This window comes from Bradyrhizobium glycinis (assembly GCF_016031655.1).
GTDB lineage: Bacteria > Pseudomonadota > Alphaproteobacteria > Rhizobiales > Xanthobacteraceae > Bradyrhizobium > Bradyrhizobium glycinis.
In genome coordinates this window covers 81,440-104,775 of the sequence record NZ_JACCHQ010000013.1, presented here as the reverse complement: position 1 = coordinate 104,775, position 23,336 = coordinate 81,440, and the positions used below count along the sequence as shown (strand labels likewise).

Here is a 23,336-nt window from a genome sequence, read left to right as displayed (position 1 = left end):
CGGGACGACGAGTTGGGATTGCCGTGCAAGCGCGCGTGCCTCTCCCCGACAGCGACCTGATTACAGCGATCTCGCGATCAAGAGCTTCATGATTTCGTTGGTGCCGCCATAGATCTTCTGGATGCGGGAATCGATGAAGATGCGGGAGATCGGGTATTCCTGCATGTAGCCGTAGCCGCCGAACAGCTGCAGGCATTCATCGGCGGTCTCGACCTGCTTCTCCGAGCACCAATATTTCGCCATTGAGGCCGTCACCGTGTCGAGGTCTTTTGCGATCAGGCGCTCGATGCACCAATCGACGAAGACGCGCGCGATCATGGCCTCGGTCTTGCGCTCGGCCAGCGTGAAGGCGGTGTTCTGGAAATCCATCAGCGGCTGGCCGAACGCCTTCCGCTCCTTGGTGTAGTCGGTGGTGAGCTTGACCGCGCGCTCCATCGAGGCGACGGCGCCGACCGCGAGCGCAAGCCGCTCCTGCGGCAATTGCTGCATCAGCTGGACAAAACCCTGGCCTTCCTCCTTGCCGAGCAGGTTTTCCGGCGGCACGGTGACATTGTCGAAGAACAGCTCCGACGTATCGGAGGCGTGCAGGCCGATCTTGTCGAGGTTGCGCCCGCGCTTGTAACCGTCCGCGCCCGCGGTCTCGACCACGATCAGCGAAATGCCTTTGGCACCTAGCTCGCCGGTGCGCGCGACCACGATGACGAGATCGGCTGCCTGGCCGTTGGTGATGAAGGTCTTCTGGCCGTTGATGACGTAGGAATTGCCCTGCTTCTTCGCCGTGGTTTTCACGGCTTGCAGATCCGAGCCGGTACCGGGCTCGGTCATGGCGATGGCGCCGACCATCTCGCCGGACGCCATCTTCGGCAGCCAGCGCTTCTTCTGCTCCTCCGAGCCGTAGTTGAGGATGTAATGTGCGACGATGGCGCTGTGCACAGAGACGCCGGTGGTCAGCTCCGGCACTGTGCTCTCGAGATCGTCGAGCACGGCGGCGTCATAGGCGAAGGTCGCGCCGAGGCCGCCATATTCCTCCGGCACGCTCGCGAGCAGCGCGCCCATCTCACCGAGCCCGCGCCAGGCGAAGCGGTCGACCATCTTCTGCTCGCGCCACTTCTCGGCATGCGGCGCCAGGTCCTTGGCGAGATATTTCCGGAACTGGTCGCGGAAGACGTCGAGCTCTTCGGTCATCCAGGAGGAGCGGTAGGGCATGGAAACCTCGATCGGTGATGTCGCGCCTTGCGACAGCCCGCGTCAGGCCTGCCACAACGGCCGGCACCGGCGCAAGCCGTGCCCTTTCGTACGCCCACCGGGATCGCCATGAATTGTGTTTTCAGGCTGCGTCCGATCTAGAGCATGATCCGGAAAAGTGTGCAGCGGTTTTCCGAAAAGATCATGCTCAAACAATAACCTAAAGCGCGATGACGATTCATGCTTATCGCATCGCGCTTTAGCCCCCATGAGCGGTCTTGCCGCCGTCGATCACGAACTGGCCGCCGGTCGTGTAGGGATGATCGTCGGAGGCCAGCACCAGCGCGAAAGCCGCGATCTCCTCGGGCGTTGCCACGCGCTGCAACCCGGGGACATTGGATTTGGCCCATTGCGCGATGCCGACGTGCCAGGCGGCATCGGGCAGGCCCTCCATACCGGCGAGCCGGCGGATCATCGGAGTGTCCGTGGTGCCGGGGACCAGCGTGTTGATGCGGATGCCATGCTTTGCGTAGTCGAGTGCGGCGGCCTGCACCAGGCCGACCAGTCCTCGCTTGGCCGCCGAATAGGCCGAGCGCTTGGCCGACGTTGCAATGGCGTTCGACGAGGAGGTGACGACGATCGAGCCGCCTTTCTCCAGCATGTGCGGGATTTGATATTTCATCGACAAGAACACGCCGCGCAGATCCGTGCCGATCACGTCGTCGAATTCGGCCGCGCTGTATTCATGCAGCGGCTTCTCGATGGAAATGCCGGCATTGTTGAAGGCGACGTCGAGCTGCCCGTAGCGTTGGATGGTCGTGTCGACCAGAGCCTTGACCTCCGCCTCATTGCGGACGTCGGCACGAACGAAGATCGCTTGGCCCCCGGCCTCGCGCACCTCGGTCTCCACCTGCTTGCCTCGCTCGGCGTTGCGCCCGCAGAATGCGACGAGGCCGCCCTCGGCCGCGAACATCAGCGTCGCGGCCCGCCCGATCCCGGAGGTGCCGCCCGTCACGATGACGACCTTGTCGACAAATCGGCGTTTTCCGCTCGGCTTCTGCTGGGGCAGCGTCGCGCCCTGACCGAGGGCCACGCCACCGGCGAAGCCGCCGGCGGCGCCGGCAAGCATGCCCAAAGCCGCTCCCCCGACCAGATGACGACGCTTTACCGGGCTCGCCACGGTGCTATCCTGCATTTCGGCCATTTCGAACTCCAGCTCGCCCTATCTAAACAGTGTTAAGATAGATACGGCGCAATCTGAACAGTGTCAAGTTACATGAAGAAGCAGGCCTCCCCCGCCAAACGCAGCACCACGCGCCCGAAGCCGGCGCCCGGCTATCACCATGGCGAATTGCAGGAGGCGTTGATCGCGGCGAGCGAAGCCATTCTCGCCGAGCAGGGGGCCGAAGGCTTCACGCTGCGCGAGGCCGCCCGCCGCGCCGGCGTTTCGCCGGCCGCCCCGTCACATCATTTCGGCAACGCACCGGGCCTTTTGACCGAGGTGGCGATCCGCGGCTACGACGCGCTTGCCGACGCCTTGCGGGAGGCGGCCTCCGGCAAGCAGGGCCCGCGCGACAAGCTTCACGCCCAGGGCCTTGCTTATGTCGAGTTTGCGCTGAGACATCCCGGCCGTTTTCAGATGATGTTCGCGAACAAGCGCCTGGTCGCCGATGATGCGCGCCTCAGGCAGGCGAGCAGAGCCGCGGGCCATGCCTTCGAGATCGTCGTCGCCGAACTGGTCGGCAGCACGCCGAAGCAGGCGAAGACCGCAGCTGCGGCAGCCTGGTCGACCGTTCACGGCTTTGCCAAGCTTGCGCTCGAAGATAAATTCGGCTCCGTGAAAACGGACGGCGGCCGCCGCGAGATCATAATGACGCTCGATCAGGTCCTCAACTATCTTTGGCCCGTGAGCGGCGCGCGCCGGTAGGGGACAAGTCGAGGATCGACGACGCCCATGACGTACGAGACGACAGATCTTAAGCTCGACATCGAGCGCATCGGCACGGTCTACGCGATCCTGACGCAGCCGCCCAAGGCACGCGCCTGCTACGTGCTGGCACACGGTGCGGGCGCCGATATGCGGCATGCGTTCATGGAGAAGGTTGCTGAAGGTCTCGCGCATCGCGGCATCGCGACATTCCGCTTCAATTTCCCCTACATGGAAAAGAAGCTGGGACGGCCCGATTCGCCGACGGTCGCGCACGCAGCCGTGCGCGCAGCGGTCGCGGAGGCGGCGCGGCTCTGCCCGGGGCTGAAGCTTGTCGCGGGCGGGAAATCGTTCGGCGGTCGTATGACCTCGCAGGCGCAGTCGAAGTCGCCGCTCCCCGACGTCAAAGGGCTCGCCTTCCTCGGCTTTCCCCTCCATGCCGCCAAGAAGCCGTCGCGCGAGCGTGCCGACCACCTCGCGGCAATCGCCATCCCCATGCTGTTCCTGCAAGGCACGCGCGATGAGCTTGCCGATCTCGCCCATCTCAGGCCCGTCATCGAGCGGCTCGGGAAGGCGACGCTGCATGAGGTCGAAGGCGGCGACCATTCGTTTGCGGTGCTGAAGAAATCCGGCCGGACCAATGACGAGGCGCTCACCGAGGTGCTGGACACGCTCGCGACCTGGATCGACGCGCTCGCCTGAGGCTCACGCGGAATAAAGCCCCTTGTCGCGTGCCTTCTGGATCGCGAGCGCGGCGATCAGGTCGAGCGTTGGCGTCGACAGGCCGGCGGTGCGCGCGAAGGCCTGGGGCGCCTTCACCAGCACGTCGATCTCCATGGCGCGGCCGAGCTCGTAATCCTGCAGCAGCGACGGCTTGTGATTGGGGGCGGGGCCGCTGCGGGTGGCACGCTTGACCTCGGGAATGAAGTATTGGGCGATCTCGTTGGCCTCGTTCAGCATGCGCGGAATCACCTCCGCAAAGGCGGGATCGTCGCGCACGCCGCGCGCGGTCTGGCCGGTGAGCAGGCACAGCACCGACAGCGACATGTTGGTCAGCAGCTTTGACCAGATCGCCTCGCGGATCTCGGCGACCGGCGGCGATTCCAGCCGCGCATCGTTGAAGACCCCGCGCAGCCTGGTGATGCGCTCGCAATTGCGGTCGTCGCACTCGCCGATCAGGAGGCGGTTGCGGTCCGGCGTCAGGTTCTGGACTACGCCCGGCGTGATCACCTCGTTGGAGGAGAAGATCACGCCGCCGATGATCCGCTCCTTCGGGATGCAGGCGCGCAGGCGCCCGCCGGGATCGAGGAAGGAAATGTCGGGCGGTGCCGGGTGCCGCGGCGGCAGGCCGATACCGTACCACCAGGGAATGCCGTTCTGCGCAAACACGATCGCAGTGTCGTCCTGGAGCAGCGGCTTGATGCTGGAAACCAGCCCGGTAAGCGCGGTCGCCTTCAGGGTCGAGATCACGACGTCCTGCGGGCCGAGCTGGGCCGGGTCGCCTGATGCGTTCACCTTGGCGCCGACCTCGGAATCGCCGACGCGCAGCTTAAGGCCAGTGGCGCGGGCTGCCTCCAGATGCGCCCCCCGCATCACGCAACTGACCTCATGGCCGGCGCGCGCCAGCCGTACCGCAATGTGGCTGCCGACGGCGCCTGCGCCGAAAATGCAGATGCGCATATTGATATCCCGTATCCATCCCGTGGTGTCGCCCGCGGCCAGCATGACACAAGCCGCCATGCGATGGACGCGGCCGCCCTACGCCGGAAAGATATGGATCAGGGCACGCGCCCTCGGCCATAGTGCGCGGCAAACAACCGGAGGACCGCCGATGAGTACCAGCCCCGTCCTGTGGAGCCTCGATCAACGCGGGGTGGCGACCGTCACGTTGAACCGGCCCGAGGTCAACAATGCCTATGACGGCGCGCTGATCTCAGGCGTGCTCGCGGCCATGGACGACCTCGGCAGCAAGCCCAATCTGCGCGTCGTCGTGCTTCGCGGCAACGGCAAGCATTTTCAGGCCGGCGCCGACCTCAAATGGATCAACAGCGTGCGTCCGCAATCGAGCGAGGCGAACGAGGCGGCCTCGCGGGCGACGTTCGAAGCCGTGCAGCGGCTCAACACCTTGCCGATCCCGACCGTCGCCCTGGTGCAAGGCGGCTGCTTCGGCGGCGGTACCGGCGTCATCGCGGCCTGCGATGTCGTGATTGCCGCCGACAACGCCCTGTTCTCGATCACCGAGGTGCGCTGGGGGCTGACCGCTGCGATCATCATCCCGCAACTCTGCGATGCCATCGGCGTCCGCCAGGTCCGCCGCTACGCGCTGACCGGCGAGCGCTTCGGCGCCGAAGACGCCCGCCGCATCGGCCTTGTTCACGAGGTGGTGCCGCTCGCCGACCTCGAGGCTGCCGGAGCCAAGGTGGTCGAGCAGCTGCTCGCCAACGGACCGGAGGCGATGGCCGAGACCAAGCGGCTCGCGCTGGAGAGTTCGTTCGGCGGCATGGCCGTGGACGATGCCGCGTATGCGCGGCTCGTGCAGCTGCATGCGCTCAAGCGCCAGAGCGCGGAGGCCGCGGAAGGGCTTGCGTCGTTCGCCGAGAAGCGGGCGGCGGAGTGGGGTGGTGGCAAAGATTAGGCGTCAGCAGCCGCGGCAGATGTTGTTGATGCTGCGATAGACGGCATCGTCGTCCTGGCGCAATTGGCGCAGCGTTTCGAGCGGCTTGCTCTCGTCGGTCGCAGGTGCAGGCTTGCGCTTGACCGCGAGTTCTTCCTCCTGCCGCTTGTAGCAGGCTTCGCGATCGGGCTTGGCCTCGATGAAGCGGCAGTTTTGCTCCACGGCCGAGGCGGGAACGGCCGCGATCGCGAAAGCCATAGAAGCGGCGAAGCAGTATCTGACGACGATCGAATTCATGGCCGCACTTGTCTCAGGTTCACCGGTGGCGAGCAACCGCGATCTTGCGAGGACGAGGACCCCCGGCTAAGTCGTGGTCCAGTTCGAACCAGATTCCGGGAAGGAACGCGCCATGCGGGCCACGACGATCGATGAACCAGCGCGCAAAGTGCCGCTCTATGGCGAGTATGAAGTCGTCGTGCTCGGCGGCGGCCCGGCCGGCATCGTCGCTGCAGCCGCAGCGGCGCGCGCGGGGCGGAAGATCCTGCTCATCGAACGCTACGGCTTTCTCGGCGGCATGGGCACCGCGGCCGGCGTCACCAATTTCTGCGGCCTGCACGGCAATGTCCATGGCGAGCACCGGCGGCTGGTGCAGGGTTTGGCCTCGGAGCTGCTGGCGCGGATCGATCGCTTGAACGGCCTCAACGCGCCGCATCTGATCCTGGGAAAGGTCTTTGCCCAGGCCTATGACACCGCCGCCTATAAGATCGCGGCCGACGAGCTGCTCGCCAGCCACAAGGTGAATATGCTCTTCCACGCGCTCGGCGCCGGCGTCGTCATGGCCGATGGGCGCCGCATCGACGCGATGCTGGTCGAAACCAAGGCCGGCCGGCAGGCGGTGCGCGCGGAGATCTTCATCGACTGCTCCGGCGACGGCGATCTCGCCGTGTGGGCCGGCGCGCCGTTCGAGATCGGCGACGAGCACGGCCACCCGCTCTATCCCTCAATGATGCTGCGTCTCAACGGCATCGATCCCGCCAAGGCCGGCGAGGCCTGGCGCACCATTCCGCAATTGATGGACAGGGCCGTTGCGGCCGGCACGCACAGATTTCCGCGCAAAAGCGCGATCGTTCGGCCGCAAAAGTCCGGCATCGAATGGCGGGTGAACTTCACCCAGGTGGCGCGCGAGGACGGCCATGCCATCAACGGCATCGAGCCCGACGATCTCACCCGCGGCGAGATCGAGGGCCGCAAGCAGGCGCTCGCCGCGTACGAATTCCTGCGCAGCGCGGTGCCGGGCTTCGAAAAGTCCTACATCGTCGACCTGCCGCCACAGCTCGGTATCCGCGAGACCCGCCGCATCAAGGGCGGCTATCAGCTCAGCGGTGAGGACGTGCTCGGCTGTGCCTCGTTCGCGGATTCCATCGGCGTCAACGGCTGGCCGATCGAGGCCCATGTGCCCGGCGACGTCGTCTTCACCTTCCCGCCGATCCCGGAATCGCGCGGCTATAACGAGCTGCCTTACCGGATGCTGGTCCCGGAAGGCGTCGACAATCTCCTGGTCGCCGGCCGCTGTGCGTCGATGACCCACGAGGGTCAGTCGGCCGCGCGGGTCTCCGGTGCCTGCTTCGCGATGGGCGAGGCCGCCGGTTCCGCCGCCGCGCTGGCGCTGTCCGGAAACCGGATTCCACGCGAAATCCCCATTGAAAAGTTGCAGGAAACGTTGAAACAACAGGGCGCCTTCATCGGACGGGACCAGGCGGTGCCCGAAGGCCTGTAAACGCACTGCAAGACAACGCGGAGGAAACGGGATGATCGGGATTGCGCGGCTCGCGGTAGCGGGCCTGATGGCGATCATGGCTATGGCTACGGCACGGGCCGAGGATGCGCTGAAAGCCAGGATCGGCGTGCTCCGCCTGTCTTCATCGGCGCCGGTCTTCATCGCGCTGGACAAGGGCTATTTCCGTGAGGCCGGCTTGGAGGTCGAGCTGAAGTTCTTCGATGCAGCGCAGCCGATTGCGGTCGCCACCACCTCCGGAGACGTCGATTTCGGCGTCACCGCCTTCACCGCCGGCCTCTACAATCTCGGCGGCAAGGGGGTGCTGAAGGTGATCGGCGGCATGAGCCGCGAGAAGCCCGGCTATCCCCTGATCGGCTATTTCGCCAGCAACAACGCCTATGCGAGCGGCCTGAAGACGCCGAAAGACCTCGCTGGCAAGCGCGTAGCGATGACGCAGGTCGGATCGAGCTTCCACTATTCGCTCGGCCTGCTCGCCGACAAATACGGCTTCAAGCTCGCGGACGTGAAGATCGTGCCGCTGCAATCGCTGTCGAATGCCGCCGCTGCGCTCAAGGGCGAGACGGTCGATGCCGCATTGCTGCCGATCTCGACTGCGCGAAAGCTGATGGACGAGGGCGGCGCGAAATTCCTGGGCTGGGTCGGCGACGAGACGCCCTGGCAGCTGGGGGCGGTATTCGCCTCGCCGAAGACGCTGGCCAACAAGGCGCTGGTGACGAAATTCCTCGGCGTGCTCGCAAAAGCGGATCGCGAATATCACGATGTCATTCTGGCTTCGATGAAGAATGGTGTCGCCCCGATCAACGAGCAGACAAAACCGCTGCTGGAGATCATCGCCAAGTACACCAACCTGCCGGTCGAGCAGGTGGTCGGCAACTGCGCCTATATCGATCCCGACGGCAAGTTAGATGTGAAGAACGTCGACAACCAGATCAAATGGCTGCAGGAGCAGGGCTTTGTCGACAAGGGCTTTGATGCGGAAGCGATCATTGCGAAGGAATTCGTGAAGGCGGATTGATGTTGAAGATGCAGTCTCTCGCCGCGGTCGATGTGCCACCCTCCCCTGGAGGGGGAGGATCGATCGCTCTGGCGATGCGTAGCATCGTCCGGAGCGAGCGGGGTGGGGTGAGCCACGGCGGCGGTCCGTCCGTCGTTTGGTCAAACCATTCGGCGAAAGTTTGCGTGCATTCATACTCGGTATCACTGCGGACAGACCGTCACCCCACCCCGGCCCGCATTTCGCTTCGCTACATGCGAGCCGACCCTCCCCCTCCAGGGGAGGGTGAAAAGAGCGGGTTCGCCGCATGGACCTGATCGCCAGCCACATCACCCACCGTTTCGGCGATCTCGCCGTGCTCGACGACGTCTCGTTCACCGTCGGTGCCGGCGAGGTGGTGGCGATCGTCGGGCCGTCCGGCTGCGGCAAGAGCACGCTCCTGTCGATCCTCGGCGGCCTCTTGCAGCCGACCTCCGGCGCGCCGGAGCTGCGCGGGGCGCCGCCGGCGGACAGTCTCAATCCGCTGACCTTCGTGTTCCAGGACTTTGCGCTGCTGCCCTGGGCCACGGTCGAGGAGAATGTCGAATTCCCGCTGCTGCACACTCAGCTCTCGGCCGCGCAGCGCCGCGCGCTGGTCGAGGATGCCTTGTGCCGCACCGGCCTCACCGATTTTCGCCAGACCTACCCAAAGCAGCTCTCCGGCGGCATGCGCCAGCGCGTCGGCATTTCGCGCGCGCTTGCGGTGAGGCCCGCGATCCTCTTGATGGACGAGCCGCTCTCGGCGCTGGATTCGCAGACGCGCGAGCTGCTGATGGAGGATTTCATCCGCCTGCTCGCCGATGGCGGCATGGGCGCGGTCTACGTCACCCACAATCTCGAAGAGGCCGCGCGGCTGGCCGACCGCATCGTGGTGCTGTCGCGGCGTCCCGGCCGCATCCGCGAGGTCGTGACCGTGCCGATGGCGCGCGCGGCGCGCGGCGAAGCGGCGGCGCGCGAAAAGCTGCTGGCGCTGCAGAATCAGATCTGGTCGCTGATCCGCAACGAGGCGATCGATGCCGAGCGTGAGGTCCAGCATGCTTGATCGCGCGGCAACGGACACGACGGCCAAGAACGAGCCGACACGGCGCGTCCACTTTCGTGGCGCCGGTTTCGTTCCTGCGTCGAGCAGGTATGGCGGCTGGATCGCGCTCGGCCTCGTCATCGCGATCTGGCAGGCCGCCGGCAGCGCCGGCCTCGTCAATGCGCTGTTTCTGCCGACTCCTTCCGCAATTGTCCGCGCGATCTATCAGCTCGCGGTCTCCGGCGCACTCTGGCAGCATGTTTCGGCCTCGCTGCTGCGGATCGGCGTCGGCTGGCTCTTGGGAACGGCGGCCGGCGTCGCCGTCGGCTTCGCCATCGGCCTGTCGCGACTCGCGCGCAGCGTCGGCATCACCTTCATCTCGGCGCTGTTTCCGATTCCGAAGATCGCGCTGCTGCCGCTGCTCATTCTCTGGCTCGGCATCGGCGAAGAGCCGAAGATCGCGACCATTGCGTTAGGGGTGTTCTTCTCGACCGCGATCTCGGTCTATAGCGGCGTCGATGCCGTGCCGCGCAACCTGATCCGCATGGCGCAGAGTTTCAACGTTCCGTTTGCCACCATCGTGCGCAAGGTGATCTGGCCGGGCGCGCTGCCGGCGATCCTCGCCGGCTTCCGCATCACCGCCTCCGTCGCGCTGCTGCTGGTCGTCAGCGCCGAGATGATCGGAGCCCAATACGGCATCGGCGCCTTCGTGCTGCAGGCCGGCAACCTGATGCAGACCGATCAGCTGCTCGCCGGCGTCGTGATCCTGTCGGTGTTCGGCCTCGTGGTCGGGAAGGTGATCGGCTGGCTGGAGATGCGGCTGTTGCACTGGCGGTAGCGGCAATCACCGGCGCCGTAGGGTGGATTAGCGAAGCGTAATCCACCACCTCACTTCACCGCAGAGGAGCGGATAGTGGATTACGCCTTCGGCTAATCCACCCTACGAGACCGTCACGCGTTGCCGCGATCTTCCCTGAACAGATCCAGCTTCTGCTGCACCGGCCGATCCGAGAAGCTGAACAGCACGGCGTCATCATCAGCCTCGTGCGTCAGCCAATGCCAGCTCGGCACCACGAACAGATCGCGCGGGCCCCATTCGAACACCGTATTGCCGATGCGGCTGCGGCCCTTGCCCTCGATCGGGCAGAACACCGTTGCGTCCGTCGAACGATAGCGCGCGGTGCCAAAACCCTTCGGCAGCAGCTGGATGAAGGTGCCGATGGTCGGCATCGCGAAATCGCCGGTCTCGGGATTGCTGAACTTCAGCTTGAGGCCGTGGCAGGCGTCCCATTCCTGGCGCGTCCTGGCTTTCTCCAGCGCCTCGCGCGTGTAGGCATAGGGATAGCTGAAGATCGGCGAAGTCTTCGAGCTCCGCTTCACGTCGACGGGCAAGAGGTTGTGGCCGTAGCGGGCAAAGCTGTCGCCCGCGGGCTTGGTGATCTTCTGCTGATCTTCCTTCGCGCCTTCGGCAAAGGAGCAGTCGAAGAACTGCACCAGGGGGATGTCGAGGCCGTCGAGCCAGAACATCGGCTGATCGGTCTCGTTGGAATGATCGTGCCAGGTCATCGACGGCGTGATGATGAAGTCGCCAGGCTCCATCGCGGTGCGCTCGCCGTCGACCGCGGTGTGGGCGCCCTTGCCTTCGAGCACGAAGCGCAGCGCCGACTGGCTGTGCCGGTGTGCGGGCGCGACATCGCCGGGCACCACCATCTGGACGCCGGCATAGAGCGAGGTCGTGATCTTGGATTGCCCGCGCAGCCCCGGGTTCTCCAGCACCAACACGCGCCGCTCGGCTTCCTTGGCCGTGATCAGCTTGCCGGCTTCGAGCATGTAGTCGCGGATGACGTCGAACTTCCAGAGGTGCGGCCGGCACGCGCTTTTCGGCTCCGGCGTGATCAGGTCGCTCATCACCGTCCACAGCGCGGTGAGGTTTTCGCCGTCGATCTTCTTGTAGAACGCCTCGCGTTCCGGCGTCTTGGTCACGGCTTCCATGGTTGCGGCTCCCGGTCGTTTTGTTGATTGACAGTATACTGACGATCTAGGTAGCGTCAATGTGACGGATGACATACAAGATCGTCATTCCGGGGCGACGCGCCAGCGTCGAGCCCGGAATCCATACCCACGATCGGGAGTATGGATTCCGGGCTCTCGCTTCGCGAGCCCCGGAATAACAGACAGGGAGGGCTCTCCATGAAGCTGCACGGCTATTTCCGCTCCAGCGCCGCCTACCGCGTGCGGATCGCGCTGAACCTCAAGGGGCTCGGCGCCGAGCATCTGCCGCATCATTTGCGCAAGGGCGAGCAATGCGCGCCCAGCTATCTCGCCATCAACCCGCAAGGCCTGGTGCCGACGCTGGAGGATGATGCGGGAGGAGTGCTGACGCAATCGGTGGCCATCATCGAATGGCTCGACGAGACCCATCCCAATCCACCGCTGCTGCCGAAAGATCCGCTGCGCCGCGCCAAGGTGCGCGCCTTCGCGCTGGCGATCGCCTGCGACACCCATCCGGTGCAGAACCTGAAGGTGCTGGCGCGGCTGCGCGAGCTCGGCCTGCCCGAGGAGAAAGTTCAGGACTGGGCCGCCTGGGTCAATCGCGAGGGCCTGTCGGCCTGCGAGACGCTGATCAAGGCCGAGCCGGGTCCGTTCTGCTTCGGCGATGCTCCGACGCTGGCCGATCTCTGCCTCGTGCCGCAGCTCGGCAATGCGCGCCGCTTCGGCGTCGATGTCTCCGCCTATCCCCGTCTGCTCCAGGCGGAGGCCGCCGCCAAGGCGCTGCCGGCGTTTGCCGATGCCGCACCGGAGAAGCAACCCGATGCCGAGTAAGCCTCTTCTTCCGATCGCGATGGACGCGGTCTATGCCGCGCCGGGCTATCTGTTCCGGCGCATGCAGCAGATCGCGGTCTCGATCTTCATGGAGGAGTGCAAGGCGTTCGACCTCACCCCGGTGCAATATGCCGCGCTGGTCGCAATCCACACCCATCCCGGCATCGACGCGACGCGGCTGTCGGCGGTGATCGCCTTCGACCGCTCGACGCTCGGCAGCGTGATCGAACGGCTGCAGGCCAAGGCCTATATCGAGCGCAAGCCGGCACCCGAGGACAAGCGGATCAAGCTGCTCTATCTGACCAAGTCCGGCGCTGCGATCCTGCGCGAGATCATCCCCGCCGTCGAGCGCGCGCAAGGGCGGATGCTGGAGCCGCTCAAGCCCGCCGACCGCAAGGCGCTGATGGGTCTGCTGGCGCAGCTGGTCGATCTCAACAACGAGGCCTCCCGCGTGCCGCTGCGTGCCGAGGACGCGCTGGAGCATCTGGGGAAGGGTGGGTGAGGGTGGTGTGAGGCTGTGCTGGCGCCTCATTCTCACTGTCGTCCCGGACAAGCGCCGCGAAGCGGAGCGCAGATCCGGGACCCATAACCACAGGAAGGAGTTGGGCGCGAAAAGATAACTCCGAGTCCCCGCAACCACGTCCGCCTGTGGCTATGGGTCCCGGATCGGCGCGCGCTTGAGGCGCGCTTGTCCGGGACGACACTGAATGTGTGGCGGCACTATCGCCTCACATCCTCAACAACGCCTGCCGATCGATCTTCCCCGTGCCGGTCTTCGGCAGCTCGTCCATGAAGACCACCTCGCGCGGATATTTGTACGGCAGCAGCTTGCCCTTGACATAGTCCTGCAGCTTGCGCGTCGCCTCACTCTGGTCGACCGCACGGTTATTCATCACCACCACCGCCTTCAGTGTCATGCGACGGTCCGGCAGCTCGGCGGCGAACACCGCGCATTCGCGGATGTCGGGGTGATCGGCGAGACACAGCTCCACCTCGAGCGGATAGACCCACTGGCCGGAGATCTTGATGAGATCGTCGGCGCGGCCGCGGAAGAAGTGGAAGCCGTCGGCATCCCGCACGAAGCGATCACCGGTGTAGATCCAGCCGCCCTCGCGAATCGTCTCGGCGGATTTGTCCGGCCGGTTCCAGTACAGCGGCGTGTTGGAATCGCCGCGCACCCACAGAATCCCTTCCTCGTTGTCGCCGACGTCGCGGCCGTCCTTGTCGCGCAGCGCGACCTCGTAGCCGGGGACGCGCAGGCCCGCGGCGCCGAGCTTCTTCCGCTCGGGCCGGTTGGAGAGATAGATGTGCAGCACCTCGGTCGAGCCGAGGCCTTCGATGATTTCAAGTCCTGTGAGCGTCTTCCAGCCGTTGAAGACCTCGGCCGAGAGCACCTCGGCGGCGGAGAGCGCCATGCGCAGCGACGAGAAATCCGTCTTCTCCGCGCCCTCTGCCTTGGTCAGCGCGGTGTACAGCGTCGGCAGGCCGAAGAAGACCGTCGGCTTATACTGCTCGATCGCCGCGAAGATCGAGGCCGGCTTCGGCTGGCCCGGCAGCAGCAGCGTTGCGGCGCCGGCCGCGAATGGGAAGGTGACGGAATTGCCGAAGCCGTAGGCGAAGAAGATCTTCGGCACCGAGAAGCAGATGTCGTCGGGCGTCAGCTTCAGCACGTTCCGCGCAAAGGCGGCATCGCTGTAGGCCATGTCGTGCTGCAGGTGAACGATGCCCTTGGGCCGTCCGGTCGAGCCGGAGGAGTACATCCAGAACGCCATTTCGTCGCGCTGCGTGGGCGCTTCCGGAAGCTCGGTCGGAAACTGCGCGAGCCAGCTCGCCGCCGCGAGCGCCCGCGGCGCCGCGTGCTCGCCGGCCGCGCCATTGGCGACGATCAGCGTCTGCAGCTTCGTCTCCTTGCAAGCCTCGGCATTGAAGCGCGCCGCGAATTCTGCATCCGCCACCGCGACGCTCGCGCCGGAATCGGAGAGATAGAACTGCAACAGGTCCGGCGGCGTCAACGTGTTGATCAGCAGCGGCACGAAGCCGGCGCGCACCGCGCCGAAGAAGGCAGCGGGGTAGGCCGGCGTGTCGTCGAGAAACAACAGCACGCGATCGCCGCGAGCAAGGCCAAGCGAAGCCAAACCGTTGCCCCAGCGGCAGGCCTCCGCGCAGAGCTCGGCATAAGTGCGCGCGCCTGCCGGCCCCAGGAGCGCGAGCTTGTCGCCGCGGCCCTTGCCGAGATTGTCGAACAGCACGCGGCCGGCATTGTAGATGTCGGGAACGGCAAAGCCGATCTCGCGCGCGCCTTCGCTGTCCGCGGGCACCTGGTCACGGATGTCGTGGCTCATGCCGCATCTCCGCCGTTGTGTTCGGCGCCGTCTCCGCCGTTCCTGGTCGCCTCGTAGCGCGCCATGAAGGCCGGCGACATCGCACGCAGCCGGGAATCGTCGATGCGGCCGGAGCGGGTGATGTAGCTGTAGGCGAAGTCCATCAGGGGCAGCTTCATGTGCTCGGCGAAATGTTCGTACCAGAACGCACTGGTGCGCGCGGCGTTGACGAGCTTCTGCACGATGGGCTTGCGCGCGGCCTGATAGCGATGCAGCGCGGTCGCAAGATGCGCATCCGACTCCAGCGCCTTGACGAGGGCGATGGCGTCCTCGATCGCGAGCCGCGTGCCCGAGCCGATCGAGAAATGCGCCGAATGCAGGGCATCCCCGAGCAGCACCATGTTCTTGAACGACCAGTGCTCGTTCCAGACCCAGGGGAAGTTGCGCCAGACCGATTTGTTGGAGACGAGACAATGGCCGCCGAGCGTGTCGGCGAACACCTCCTCGCAGACGCCCTTGGACTGCTCGACGTCCTTGTAGGCGAAGCCATAGGCCTGCCAGGTGGCGTGATCGCATTCGACCAGGAAGGTACTCATGGTCGGCGAATAGCGGTAGTGATGGGCGTTGAAGGCGCCGCGCTCGGTCTTCACGAAGGTCTGCGACAGCGTGTCGAAGCGTTTCGAGGTGCCGTACCAGACGAACTTGTTGGATGAGTAGGACAGCGAGGTGCCGAAATCGCCCTCATAGGCGCGGCGCACCAGCGAGTTCAGCCCGTCGGCGGCGACGATCAGATCGTGGCCGTTGAGCTGGTCGATCGTCTGGATCTGCGTGTCGAAGCGCGGCGCGACGCCGACATCGAACGCGCGCTGCTGCAGGAACTTGAGCAACTCCAGCCGCCCGATCGAGGAGAAGCCGACGCCGTCGATGGCGACGCTGTCGCCGTGAAGGTTCAGCGTGATGTTCTCCCAGCTCTCCATGTGCGGGGCGATCGCATCGACCGTCTCGGGGTCATCCGCGCGCAGGAACTCCAGCGCCTGGTCGGAGAACACGACGCCAAAGCCCCAGGTCGCGTCGGCCGGGTTCTGTTCGAACAGGTCGACCTGATCCTCGGGGTGACGCTTCTTCCAGAGATAGGCGAAGTAGAGCCCACCAGGCCCCCCGCCAATCACGGCGATCCGCAACGTCTGCCTCCCTAATTGACAGTATACTTACTATCTAGGGGTAGACTAATGTGCTCCGGCGTCCGGCGCCAGCAGAATTATCGGCAGCGCGCGGCACGTCAAAGCACGTGTCCGGACACGCTCTTGCGGGTCCGAAACCGTCAGGTGCGAATCATAGCCAAACCGGGGCGGATTGGCCACCGGGGGTCAGACGCAGCGCTTTACATAGACCCCGTTCACCAGAACCCTGGTGCAGCGGACCGCCGGCACCGGCTTGCGGACGACCACGGCCGCGTTCGGGCCAGCGCAACCGGCGCGAACGACGCCTCGGGCGCACACCACCGCATTAGCGTCGGTGGCCTCAAAGGTCATGGTGGCGGCGAAGGCGAGGAGCGCAGAAGCAACGAGCAGCAATGAACGCATGTTGTCCTCCCGGGGCTTGTCGTGATCGAAACTGGGTCTGAAGAGAGTATCCGCGTCAGCGTGCGAACATCCGGTCGCGCACGCCGCAATTCATCTCCGTGCTGCGGATGAACATCATCCACTCCGCTCTATCTGGCGGCGAAAGGCGCGAGCACCTCCTTGCAGGCCGGCGAGAGCGATGCCGCCCGGTTGGAAATGCATTGGATGATCCGGCCGCCGCCGGGCGCCACGCCGGCGCAGAGGGTGCGGATGTCGGCGCCGCAAGCCGACCGCACGATGAACAGCTCTTCGCGCGGGAGCAATGGCCGCAGCACGATGGCGGCCGGTGCCGCGGCAGGCGCCGCCGCGGCGGCCGGTGCGGCAGCGGAAGTGGGCGCGGCTGCTTCGCCACCGAACGCCGCATTCACGGCCTTGGCGCAACCGGCCGACACCTTTGCCTTGTTCTTCTCGAGGCATTCGATCGCGGGCGCTCCGCCGGGCGGCACGCTGGCGCAGACCTTGGGATAGTCGCCGCGGCAGGCGCTCTTGATCGCGGAAACCTGCGCGGGGCTCGGCTGCTTTGCTGCAGCTGCCTTCGGGGTGGCTGCCGCTCCCGGCTTGGCCGCTGGCTCGGCGGCGGGCGCCGCCTCCGTTTTGGCCGGCTCGGATTTGGCAGGTTCGGATTTGGCGGGCGCTGCTTCGGTCTTCGGCGCGGCGGCCGGCTCGACCGCGCGAACCGCAGCCTGGCAGCCCGACGACAGGCTCGACATGTTCTTGGCGAGGCATTGAACCGCCTCCACTCCGCCGGGCGTCACGCTCGCGCAATGCGCCATGAAGTCCGAGCGGCATGCGGACCGGATGGCGCTCTTCTGGGCCTCGGTCTGCGCGAACGCTCCTGTTGCAGTTGCGAAGAGTGCTGTCACCAGCAACGCCGTGCGCGTCGATGCATGCTTCAACGTGTTGAACATTTGAATGAATTCCTGCCCGATCGGGAACGCCGACCATCCTGAAAAAATATGCAAGCGCAATCGTCGCGAGGGTCAGCTCGCGAGCGGCATCTTTGGCCGCTTTGGCCTCTACCGCAAGTGGATAATGCCGGCGCAATTGGGACGCGATTACGTCGTCAGTCTCACCATGCGCTTGCCGCGGTTCTCGCCTGCAAGCAAACCAATCAGCGCTCTCGGCGTGTTCTCGAGTCCGTCGAGAATGTCCTCCTGCACCTTGAGCTTGCCGGATTTCACCCAGGCCTGCAGATCAGCCAGCGCGCGCTCGCTGTCCTTCATGTAGTCCATCACGATGAAGCCCTGCATGGTCAGCCGCTTCACCACGATCAGGCCGGGTACGCCGCGCGGGCCGTGTACGGCCGGCACCCCGTCATATTGCGAGATCGCGCCACAGCAGGCGATGCGGCCGTAATTGTTCATCTGGGGCAGGCAGGCTTCGAGGATGTCGCCGCCGACATTGTCGAAATAGACGTCGATGCCTTTGGGAGCTGCGGCGCGCAGCGCCTTGAACACCGCGCCATCCTTGTAATCCACGGCGGCATCGAAACCGAGCTCGGCGGTCAGCCAGTTGCACTTCTCAGTGCCGCCGGCGATGCCGACGATGCGGCATCCCCTGATCTTGGCGATCTGTCCGACGATCGAGCCGACCGAGCCTGCGGCCGCGGAGACCACGACCGTTTCTCCCTCTTTGGGCTTGCCGATCTCCAGCAGGCCGAAATAGGCGGTGAGACCGGCGATGCCGAACACGCTGAGCAGGTGCGTCATCGGCTCGAGCTTCGGCATTTTGGTCAGATGCTTCGCCGGCACGGCGGCAAATTCCTGCCAGCCGGTGTCGCCGAATACGATGTCGCCGGGCGCAAGCCCAGCTGCCTTCGAGCTGACGACCTCGGCGATGGCGCCGCCGGCCATCACGCTGTTGGCTTCGACGGCGGAACGATAGGTCGCGCCGTGCATCCAGGCGCGATTGGCCGCGTCGAGCGAGATGTATCGTACGCGCAGCAAGGCCTCGCCGTCCTTCGGCTCCGGCATCGCGCCCTCGACCATCTTGAAATGTTCGGGACCGAGCTTGCCGGTGGGCTTTTCCACCAGCAGGATCTGGCGATTGATGCTGCCGCTCATGGCGTTTCCCTCTCCATTTGCTTGACGATTATTGATGCAGCCGCCGCAAAGAAAACATGCAGGCCGCATGTGTTGTGCGCTGTATGAAGGCTAGATCGCCGCATTCCATTTCACAACGGGAACATCCCGAAAACGCGACCACACGCAAAGCGTGTTGCGTCGCTGGGACATCTGCGACATCATGAAGCGCCGGAGCATGTGAGGGTAAGCGATGTCCAACAGATTCACACAATACATTCTGGCCGCGATGGTGCTGGGCATCGTCATGGGCTCGGCGATCTACAATTTCCTGCCCGACACGCGTGCCGACTGGGCCTCCTCCATCAACCTGATCGCCATGATGTTCCTGCGCCTGATCAAGATGATCATCGCGCCCCTGGTGTTCGCGACCCTGGTCGGCGGCATCGCCCATATGGGCTCGGGCTCCAAGCTCGGCCGCATTTTCGCCAAGACCATGGGCTGGTTCGTCAGCGCCTCCTTCGTCTCGCTGCTGCTCGGCCTGATCATGGTCAATCTGCTGCAGCCCGGCGCCAACTTTCCCGGCACGCTGCCCGCAGCGGGCCAATCGACCGGCCTGCCGGTCTCGGCCTTCTCCATCGAGAAGTTCCTGACCCATCTGATTCCGACCTCGATCGCCGATGCGATGGCGCAGAACGAGATTCTGCAGATCGTGATCTTCGCGGTGTTCTTCTCGGTAGCGATGGGCGCGATGCCGGAGCGCTCCAAGTCGATCCTGGCGCTGATTGACGACGTCGGCCACATCATGCTGAAGGTGACGAGCTACGTCATGCTGTTCGCGCCGCTCGCGGTGTGGGCGGCGATCACCGCGACGGTGGCCAAGAACGGTCTCGCCGTGCTGTGGAAGCTCGTCGTGTTCATGGGCGGCTTCTATCTCTCGCTGGCGATCCTGTGGGCCATCCTGATCGTCGTCGGCTTCATCGTGATCGGGCCGCGCTACAGCCATCTCTTGAAGCTGGTTCGCGAGCCCCTGATGATCGCGTTCTCGACCGCGAGTTCGGAGGCGGCCTATCCGAAGACGCTCGAGGCGCTCAACCGCTTCGGCGCCTCGTCGCGAATCTCGAGCTTCGTGCTGCCGCTCGGCTATTCCTTCAATCTCGACGGCACGATGATGTACTGCACTTTCGCGGCCGTCTTCATCGCGCAGAGCTATCACATCGACATGCCGCTCGGCACCCAGCTCGCGATGCTGGCGACGCTGATGATCACCTCGAAGGGCGTCGCCGGCGTGCCGCGCGCCTCTCTCGTCGTGATCGCCTCGACGCTGGCGCAGTTCAACATCCCCGAGGCGGGCCTCTTGATGATCATGGGCATCGACACCTTCCTCGACATGGGCCGCAGTGCCACCAACGTGATCGGCAACACGCTTGCGACCTCGGTCGTGGCCAAATGGGAGGGCGAGCTCGGCCCCGAGCACGAGCTTGGTCCCGGCGATGTCGTGCCCGAGGACATGGTCCCGGGCGAGGTGCCCGCGATGGCCGGCCATGGGTAGGAGCGGGCCATGGGCCGGATATTGGCAAGGCCGCTGAGGTCGGGCGTCCTCTTGCTCGCCGCATCGTTGCTCGCGATCTCCTTGTTCGCGACGTCGGTACTCGCCCAGACCGTCAGCGAAGGGCTCAGCCCGACGCTGTCGGCCATCAAGTCGGCCCACACCGTGCGGCTCGGCTATCGCGAGAGCTCACCGCCGTTCTCGTTCCTCGACCAGTCGGGGCGGCCGATCGGCTACAGCCTCGAACTGTGCGAAGCCATCGTCGAGGAGATCGGCATTGAGGTCGACGATCCCAATCTCAGGATCGACTACGTCAAGGTGACCTCGGACGACCGCATTGACGCCGTGCTCCAGAACAAGATCGATCTGGAATGCGGCTCGACCACGGCCAATGCCGAGCGCGGCAAGCGCGTCGCCTTCTCGCCGCTGATATTCGTCGCCGGCACCAAGCTGATGGTGCCGAAGGGAGCGGCTGTTTCCGGTGTTGCGGATTTGAAGGGCCGGACCGTCGTGGTCACCAAGGGCACGACCAACGAGCAGGCCATCCACGCCGTCGACAAGAAGCTCTCGCTCGGCCTCAACATCGTGACCGCGCCGGATCACGAGCAGTCGTTCCGGATGGTGAACGACGGCAAGGCCGATGCATTCGCGACCGACGACATCCTGCTCTACGGCCTGATCGCGCGCCACAAGGCGCAGGAATATTTCCGAGTGGTCGGGGACTATCTGTCCTATGACCCCTACGGCATCATGTTCCGCAAGGGCGATCCGCAACTCGCAGCCGTGGTCGAGCGCGCTTTCCGCAAGCTCGGCTCCAACCGCGACCTCGTCCCGCTCTACAACAAATGGTTCACCGCGCGGCTGCCCACAGGCGAGCGCCTGAACGTGCCGATCTCGCTGCAGCTGGAGGAAGCGTTCAGGGCGATGGACGATTCAGCGAGTGCGAAGAATTAGCGGCGATTTCGGTGCACCCTCTCCCCTTGTGGGAGAGGGTGGCTTCGCGAAAGCGAAGCCGGGTGAGGGGTCTCTATCTCCACGAGCAGTCTTGCGAGCGGAAAGAACCCCTCATCCGGCGCTTCGCGCCACCTTCTCCCACAAGGGGAGAAGGGTTGCACCGCGCGCTTGGCGCTCAGCTCGCATTCCCAAACACCCGGTCCAGCGCCGCGTCATACGCCGCCTGCACCAGCTCCGGATGCAGCTTGCCCAGCGTCTCCATCATCACGCCGGAATTGATCTCGAGCACCTTCCATTCACCGTTCACGCGAACCACGTCGATCGAAGCAAAGACAATGCCGATGGCGCGCGCGGCATCGATCGCGAGCTTCACGCAGGCCGCGCGAACTTCGCCGTCCTCCAGCAACACCGGCTTTGCGCCGGCATCGAGGTTGTGCCGCCAATCCGCGCCGCGCTGCTTGCTGTAGACGACGAGGGGCACCTCATCGAGCAGCACCACGCGGACCTCCTCCTCGATCGCGACATAGGGCGAGATCACGAGCCCCGTGCTCATCGAAAAGACCTCGCTGGCCGCGTGGTCGAGATCCGCCTCCGTCGTCACCTTGAACACCGATCGCCCTGATGTCCCCTCGTTCGGCTTCACCACCACGCCTTGCGGATTTTGGGCGAGCAGCGCCAGCATCGCCTCGCGCCAATCGGCGCCGGCGACATGCACGCCCAGCTTCGGATTGAGGAACAGCCGATGCGGAACACAGGGCACTTCCGCCAGCGTCAGCGCCTCGGCGGTGGCTGATTTGTCGTTGGCGAGGCGATGGGCGATGGCGCTGTTGAGGCCGATGTCGTAGCCGAAGGCGAAATGGCGCCGCGGCCCCCGGCGCATCGCGATCAGCCAGCCATCGGAGCGGACATCGACCGCGATGCCCCGCTCCGCGCAATAGCGCCTGATCGCAGAAACGAAGATTCGCTCGCCGCTTGCCATGGTGTTCGTGTTCCTGTCGCCAAAAGCCGCAAAAATGCGGGCATCGGCGCCAAACCGGGGTGAAAATCAGAGCTATTCTTAATGAAATTCCCGCGAGCGCGGCGGAAATTAAGTGCTGCCATGACGCCCGTAAGGGAAAAGAAATTATCCTCCACACGCGCCGGGCAGCGGATTTCTTAATGATGTGACCAGTTCTGCCGCAAATGCCGGTTTGACCGGCATCAATTGCATCCGAAACGAGGTTGATTATTGGTCTCAATGGCGTAGATCACACACGCGAAATCCTCCGCCATGGCAAATGGTGACCGCCCCGATTTCAGGGCCGGGCAACGCTTTTGCCCTAAAACCGCAGTTATTCGGAATATCGAAAATCATGAGCGCGTTTTACCGAGAGAAGGTTCTTTCCGTCCACCACTGGACTGACACGCTGTTCAGCTTCCGCGCCACCCGCGATACCGGCTTCCGGTTCCAGAACGGCCAGTTCGCCATGATCGGCCTCGAGGTCGATGGCCGTCCGCTGCTGCGGGCCTACAGCATGGCGAGCGCCAACCACGAGGAAGAGCTCGAGTTCTTCTCGATCAAGGTGCAGGACGGCCCGCTGACCTCGCGTCTGCAGAAGATCAAGGAAGGCGACACCATCCTGGTCGGCCGCAAGGCGACCGGCACGCTGATCACCGACAACCTGCTTCCCGGCAAGCGGCTGATGCTGCTCTCGACCGGCACCGGCCTTGCGCCCTTCGCCAGCCTGATCAAGGACCCCGACGTCTACGACCAGTTCGAGTCCATCGTGCTGGTGCATGGCTGCCGCCAGGTCTCCGAGCTCGCCTATGGCGAGAAGCTGGTCGCGACCCTGCGCGAGGATGAGCTGTTCGGCGAGCTGCTCGCCGACAAGCTCGTCTATTATCCGACCGTGACCCGCGAGCCGTTCCGGAACCGCGGCCGCATCACCGATCTGATCAACTCCGAGCAGATCTTCGACGACATCGGGCAGGGCCCGCTCGACATCGCAACCGACCGCATCATGATGTGCGGCAGCCCGGCGATGCTCGAAGAGCTCAAGGCGATGTTCGAGAGCCGCGACTTCGTCGAAGGAAGCGGCAACAAGCCCGGCCATTTCGTGATCGAGAAGGCCTTCGTCGAGCGGTAAGCTCTGTTTGCAGCCCGGTGTTCGTGCCGGCCTGCCAGGCTTTGAACTCCGCCGTCGTCCCGGACAAGCGCGCCTAAAGCGCGCGCCGATCCGGGACCCATAACCACAGGGAGTGGTTATGCGAAGACTTGGAGTGACGGCTTTCCTTCAGCCACGAAATCCCGTGGTTATGGATCCCGTGTCGCGCTTACGCTTGCCCGGATGACAGCCGATCTTGTGGCCGCTGTGGTCCTCTTCCATCCCACCCCTCTGTTGCACCGCAAAATCCGTCCGTCCGGCTGATTGATTTGTCTCGGCCGAATTCGCTAGCCTGAAACAAGGGCCGCGTCATATCCGTATGAC

23 protein-coding genes are annotated in these 23,336 nt (G+C 64.8%); 12 read left to right on the top strand and 11 right to left on the bottom strand.

The annotated features are described in order from the left end of the window. Positions 1 to 60: 60 nt before the first annotated feature. Together HZZ16_RS19790 and HZZ16_RS19785 are read right to left on the bottom strand one after the other, a co-directional pair. Positions 61 to 1,206, bottom strand: a complete 1,146-nt coding sequence (locus HZZ16_RS19790) for an acyl-CoA dehydrogenase family protein (protein ID WP_197950772.1) — start codon at positions 1,204 to 1,206, stop codon at positions 61 to 63. A 238-nt stretch (positions 1,207 to 1,444) separates the two neighbouring features. Next, positions 1,445 to 2,389 (bottom strand): SDR family NAD(P)-dependent oxidoreductase, encoded by a 945-nt coding sequence (locus HZZ16_RS19785; protein WP_246510227.1) that lies wholly within the window; start codon positions 2,387 to 2,389, stop codon positions 1,445 to 1,447. A 72-nt stretch (positions 2,390 to 2,461) separates the two neighbouring features. Here HZZ16_RS19785 and HZZ16_RS19780 point away from each other — a divergent pair, with 72 nt between their 5' ends. Further along, on the top strand, positions 2,462 to 3,112 hold the full coding sequence (locus HZZ16_RS19780; RefSeq protein ID WP_197950771.1) for a TetR/AcrR family transcriptional regulator: 651 nt from the start codon (positions 2,462 to 2,464) through the stop codon (positions 3,110 to 3,112). 27 nt (positions 3,113 to 3,139) lie between these two features. Next, positions 3,140 to 3,814, top strand: a complete 675-nt coding sequence (locus tag HZZ16_RS19775) for an alpha/beta hydrolase family protein (RefSeq protein WP_197950770.1) — start codon at positions 3,140 to 3,142, stop codon at positions 3,812 to 3,814. Between the two features lie 3 nt (positions 3,815 to 3,817). On the opposite strand, the gene HZZ16_RS19770 is transcribed toward HZZ16_RS19775, so the two are convergent. Beyond that, a complete protein-coding gene (locus HZZ16_RS19770; protein WP_197950769.1) occupies positions 3,818 to 4,792 on the bottom strand; it encodes a ketopantoate reductase family protein in 975 nt (324 codons plus the stop codon). A gap of 151 nt (positions 4,793 to 4,943) precedes the next feature. Between HZZ16_RS19770 and HZZ16_RS19765 the strand changes: the two genes are divergently transcribed. Then, a complete protein-coding gene (locus HZZ16_RS19765) occupies positions 4,944 to 5,747 on the top strand; it encodes an enoyl-CoA hydratase-related protein (protein ID WP_197950768.1) in 804 nt (267 codons plus the stop codon). 3 nt (positions 5,748 to 5,750) lie between these two features. Here HZZ16_RS19765 and HZZ16_RS19760 read toward each other — a convergent pair whose 3' ends face one another. After that, positions 5,751 to 6,023, bottom strand: a complete 273-nt coding sequence (locus HZZ16_RS19760) for a hypothetical protein (RefSeq protein ID WP_197950766.1) — start codon at positions 6,021 to 6,023, stop codon at positions 5,751 to 5,753. A gap of 112 nt (positions 6,024 to 6,135) precedes the next feature. Between HZZ16_RS19760 and HZZ16_RS19755 the strand changes: the two genes are divergently transcribed. The 4 genes from HZZ16_RS19755 (at position 6,136) to HZZ16_RS19740 (ending at position 10,416) form a co-directional block, all read left to right on the top strand. After that, positions 6,136 to 7,503, top strand: a complete 1,368-nt coding sequence (locus tag HZZ16_RS19755; RefSeq protein ID WP_197950764.1) for an FAD-dependent oxidoreductase — start codon at positions 6,136 to 6,138, stop codon at positions 7,501 to 7,503. Between the two features lie 31 nt (positions 7,504 to 7,534). Further along, positions 7,535 to 8,539: an ABC transporter substrate-binding protein gene (locus tag HZZ16_RS19750; RefSeq protein ID WP_197950762.1), complete on the top strand. Its 1,005-nt coding sequence runs from the start codon at positions 7,535 to 7,537 to the stop codon at positions 8,537 to 8,539. Positions 8,540 to 8,825: 286 nt separating this feature from the next. Then, positions 8,826 to 9,599 carry an ABC transporter ATP-binding protein gene (locus HZZ16_RS19745; RefSeq protein ID WP_197950760.1) on the top strand — a complete coding sequence of 258 codons (774 nt, stop codon included), beginning with the start codon at positions 8,826 to 8,828 and terminating at the stop codon, positions 9,597 to 9,599. Further along, positions 9,592 to 10,416, top strand: coding sequence for an ABC transporter permease (locus HZZ16_RS19740; RefSeq protein ID WP_197950758.1), 825 nt, complete (start codon positions 9,592 to 9,594; stop codon positions 10,414 to 10,416). The genes HZZ16_RS19745 and HZZ16_RS19740 overlap by 8 nt, the downstream gene beginning before the upstream one ends. A 113-nt stretch (positions 10,417 to 10,529) precedes the next feature. Here HZZ16_RS19740 and gtdA read toward each other — a convergent pair whose 3' ends face one another. Then, the gene (gtdA, locus tag HZZ16_RS19735; protein WP_197950756.1) at positions 10,530 to 11,570 is read right to left on the bottom strand and encodes a gentisate 1,2-dioxygenase; all 1,041 of its coding nucleotides are present in this window, start codon (positions 11,568 to 11,570) and stop codon (positions 10,530 to 10,532) included. Positions 11,571 to 11,768: 198 nt separating this feature from the next. Between gtdA and maiA the strand changes: the two genes are divergently transcribed. Then, a complete protein-coding gene (gene maiA / locus HZZ16_RS19730; RefSeq protein ID WP_197950754.1) occupies positions 11,769 to 12,401 on the top strand; it encodes a maleylacetoacetate isomerase in 633 nt (210 codons plus the stop codon). After that, positions 12,391 to 12,903 (top strand): MarR family winged helix-turn-helix transcriptional regulator, encoded by a 513-nt coding sequence (locus tag HZZ16_RS19725; protein ID WP_197950752.1) that lies wholly within the window; start codon positions 12,391 to 12,393, stop codon positions 12,901 to 12,903. The genes maiA and HZZ16_RS19725 overlap by 11 nt, the downstream gene beginning before the upstream one ends. 226 nt (positions 12,904 to 13,129) lie before the next feature. On the opposite strand, the gene HZZ16_RS19720 is transcribed toward HZZ16_RS19725, so the two are convergent. The 5 genes from HZZ16_RS19720 to HZZ16_RS19700 form a co-directional block, all read right to left on the bottom strand. Next, positions 13,130 to 14,743, bottom strand: a complete 1,614-nt coding sequence (locus tag HZZ16_RS19720; protein WP_197950750.1) for a benzoate-CoA ligase family protein — start codon at positions 14,741 to 14,743, stop codon at positions 13,130 to 13,132. Next, positions 14,740 to 15,903 carry an FAD-dependent monooxygenase gene (locus HZZ16_RS19715; protein WP_197950748.1) on the bottom strand — a complete coding sequence of 388 codons (1,164 nt, stop codon included), beginning with the start codon at positions 15,901 to 15,903 and terminating at the stop codon, positions 14,740 to 14,742. Before HZZ16_RS19715 ends, HZZ16_RS19720 begins: the two co-directional genes overlap by 4 nt. 186 nt (positions 15,904 to 16,089) lie before the next feature. Beyond that, positions 16,090 to 16,305 carry a hypothetical protein gene (locus HZZ16_RS19710; RefSeq protein WP_057027802.1) on the bottom strand — a complete coding sequence of 72 codons (216 nt, stop codon included), beginning with the start codon at positions 16,303 to 16,305 and terminating at the stop codon, positions 16,090 to 16,092. A 128-nt stretch (positions 16,306 to 16,433) separates the two neighbouring features. After that, the gene (locus HZZ16_RS19705; RefSeq protein ID WP_197950746.1) at positions 16,434 to 17,252 is read right to left on the bottom strand and encodes a cysteine rich repeat-containing protein; all 819 of its coding nucleotides are present in this window, start codon (positions 17,250 to 17,252) and stop codon (positions 16,434 to 16,436) included. 147 nt (positions 17,253 to 17,399) lie between these two features. Continuing rightward, positions 17,400 to 18,407, bottom strand: a complete 1,008-nt coding sequence (locus HZZ16_RS19700; RefSeq protein WP_197950744.1) for an NADP-dependent oxidoreductase — start codon at positions 18,405 to 18,407, stop codon at positions 17,400 to 17,402. Between the two features lie 211 nt (positions 18,408 to 18,618). Between HZZ16_RS19700 and HZZ16_RS19695 the strand changes: the two genes are divergently transcribed. Beyond that, complete coding sequence (locus HZZ16_RS19695) at positions 18,619 to 19,917, top strand: dicarboxylate/amino acid:cation symporter (RefSeq protein ID WP_197950742.1); 1,299 nt, start codon at positions 18,619 to 18,621, stop codon at positions 19,915 to 19,917. Positions 19,918 to 19,926: 9 nt separating this feature from the next. Beyond that, positions 19,927 to 20,868 carry an amino acid ABC transporter substrate-binding protein gene (locus HZZ16_RS19690; RefSeq protein ID WP_197950740.1) on the top strand — a complete coding sequence of 314 codons (942 nt, stop codon included), beginning with the start codon at positions 19,927 to 19,929 and terminating at the stop codon, positions 20,866 to 20,868. 175 nt (positions 20,869 to 21,043) lie between these two features. On the opposite strand, the gene HZZ16_RS19685 is transcribed toward HZZ16_RS19690, so the two are convergent. Then, positions 21,044 to 21,847 carry an ATP-grasp domain-containing protein gene (locus HZZ16_RS19685; RefSeq protein WP_197950738.1) on the bottom strand — a complete coding sequence of 268 codons (804 nt, stop codon included), beginning with the start codon at positions 21,845 to 21,847 and terminating at the stop codon, positions 21,044 to 21,046. A 373-nt stretch (positions 21,848 to 22,220) separates the two neighbouring features. On the opposite strand from HZZ16_RS19685, the gene HZZ16_RS19680 reads away from it, so the two are divergent. Then, on the top strand, positions 22,221 to 22,994 hold the full coding sequence (locus HZZ16_RS19680) for a ferredoxin--NADP reductase (RefSeq protein WP_197950736.1): 774 nt from the start codon (positions 22,221 to 22,223) through the stop codon (positions 22,992 to 22,994). Positions 22,995 to 23,336 lie beyond the last annotated feature (342 nt).

What these genes read in the sequence shown, in the direction of transcription:
- HZZ16_RS19790 (WP_197950772.1), bottom strand. Translation starts at nt 1,206, where the DNA reads ATGCCCTACCGCTCCTCCTGGATGACCGAAGAGCTCGACGTCTTCCGC.
- HZZ16_RS19785 (WP_246510227.1), bottom strand. Translation starts at nt 2,389, where the DNA reads ATGGCCGAAATGCAGGATAGCACCGTGGCGAGCCCGGTAAAGCGTCGT.
- HZZ16_RS19780 (WP_197950771.1), top strand. Translation starts at nt 2,462, where the DNA reads ATGAAGAAGCAGGCCTCCCCCGCCAAACGCAGCACCACGCGCCCGAAG.
- HZZ16_RS19775 (WP_197950770.1), top strand. Translation starts at nt 3,140, where the DNA reads ATGACGTACGAGACGACAGATCTTAAGCTCGACATCGAGCGCATCGGC.
- HZZ16_RS19770 (WP_197950769.1), bottom strand. Translation starts at nt 4,792, where the DNA reads ATGCGCATCTGCATTTTCGGCGCAGGCGCCGTCGGCAGCCACATTGCG.
- HZZ16_RS19765 (WP_197950768.1), top strand. Translation starts at nt 4,944, where the DNA reads ATGAGTACCAGCCCCGTCCTGTGGAGCCTCGATCAACGCGGGGTGGCG.
- HZZ16_RS19760 (WP_197950766.1), bottom strand. Translation starts at nt 6,023, where the DNA reads ATGAATTCGATCGTCGTCAGATACTGCTTCGCCGCTTCTATGGCTTTC.
- HZZ16_RS19755 (WP_197950764.1), top strand. Translation starts at nt 6,136, where the DNA reads ATGCGGGCCACGACGATCGATGAACCAGCGCGCAAAGTGCCGCTCTAT.
- HZZ16_RS19750 (WP_197950762.1), top strand. Translation starts at nt 7,535, where the DNA reads ATGATCGGGATTGCGCGGCTCGCGGTAGCGGGCCTGATGGCGATCATG.
- HZZ16_RS19745 (WP_197950760.1), top strand. Translation starts at nt 8,826, where the DNA reads ATGGACCTGATCGCCAGCCACATCACCCACCGTTTCGGCGATCTCGCC.
- HZZ16_RS19740 (WP_197950758.1), top strand. Translation starts at nt 9,592, where the DNA reads ATGCTTGATCGCGCGGCAACGGACACGACGGCCAAGAACGAGCCGACA.
- gtdA (WP_197950756.1), bottom strand. Translation starts at nt 11,570, where the DNA reads ATGGAAGCCGTGACCAAGACGCCGGAACGCGAGGCGTTCTACAAGAAG.
- maiA (WP_197950754.1), top strand. Translation starts at nt 11,769, where the DNA reads ATGAAGCTGCACGGCTATTTCCGCTCCAGCGCCGCCTACCGCGTGCGG.
- HZZ16_RS19725 (WP_197950752.1), top strand. Translation starts at nt 12,391, where the DNA reads ATGCCGAGTAAGCCTCTTCTTCCGATCGCGATGGACGCGGTCTATGCC.
- HZZ16_RS19720 (WP_197950750.1), bottom strand. Translation starts at nt 14,743, where the DNA reads ATGAGCCACGACATCCGTGACCAGGTGCCCGCGGACAGCGAAGGCGCG.
- HZZ16_RS19710 (WP_057027802.1), bottom strand. Translation starts at nt 16,305, where the DNA reads ATGCGTTCATTGCTGCTCGTTGCTTCTGCGCTCCTCGCCTTCGCCGCC.
- HZZ16_RS19705 (WP_197950746.1), bottom strand. Translation starts at nt 17,252, where the DNA reads ATGTTCAACACGTTGAAGCATGCATCGACGCGCACGGCGTTGCTGGTG.
- HZZ16_RS19700 (WP_197950744.1), bottom strand. Translation starts at nt 18,407, where the DNA reads ATGAGCGGCAGCATCAATCGCCAGATCCTGCTGGTGGAAAAGCCCACC.
- HZZ16_RS19695 (WP_197950742.1), top strand. Translation starts at nt 18,619, where the DNA reads ATGTCCAACAGATTCACACAATACATTCTGGCCGCGATGGTGCTGGGC.
- HZZ16_RS19690 (WP_197950740.1), top strand. Translation starts at nt 19,927, where the DNA reads ATGGGCCGGATATTGGCAAGGCCGCTGAGGTCGGGCGTCCTCTTGCTC.
- HZZ16_RS19685 (WP_197950738.1), bottom strand. Translation starts at nt 21,847, where the DNA reads ATGGCAAGCGGCGAGCGAATCTTCGTTTCTGCGATCAGGCGCTATTGC.
- HZZ16_RS19680 (WP_197950736.1), top strand. Translation starts at nt 22,221, where the DNA reads ATGAGCGCGTTTTACCGAGAGAAGGTTCTTTCCGTCCACCACTGGACT.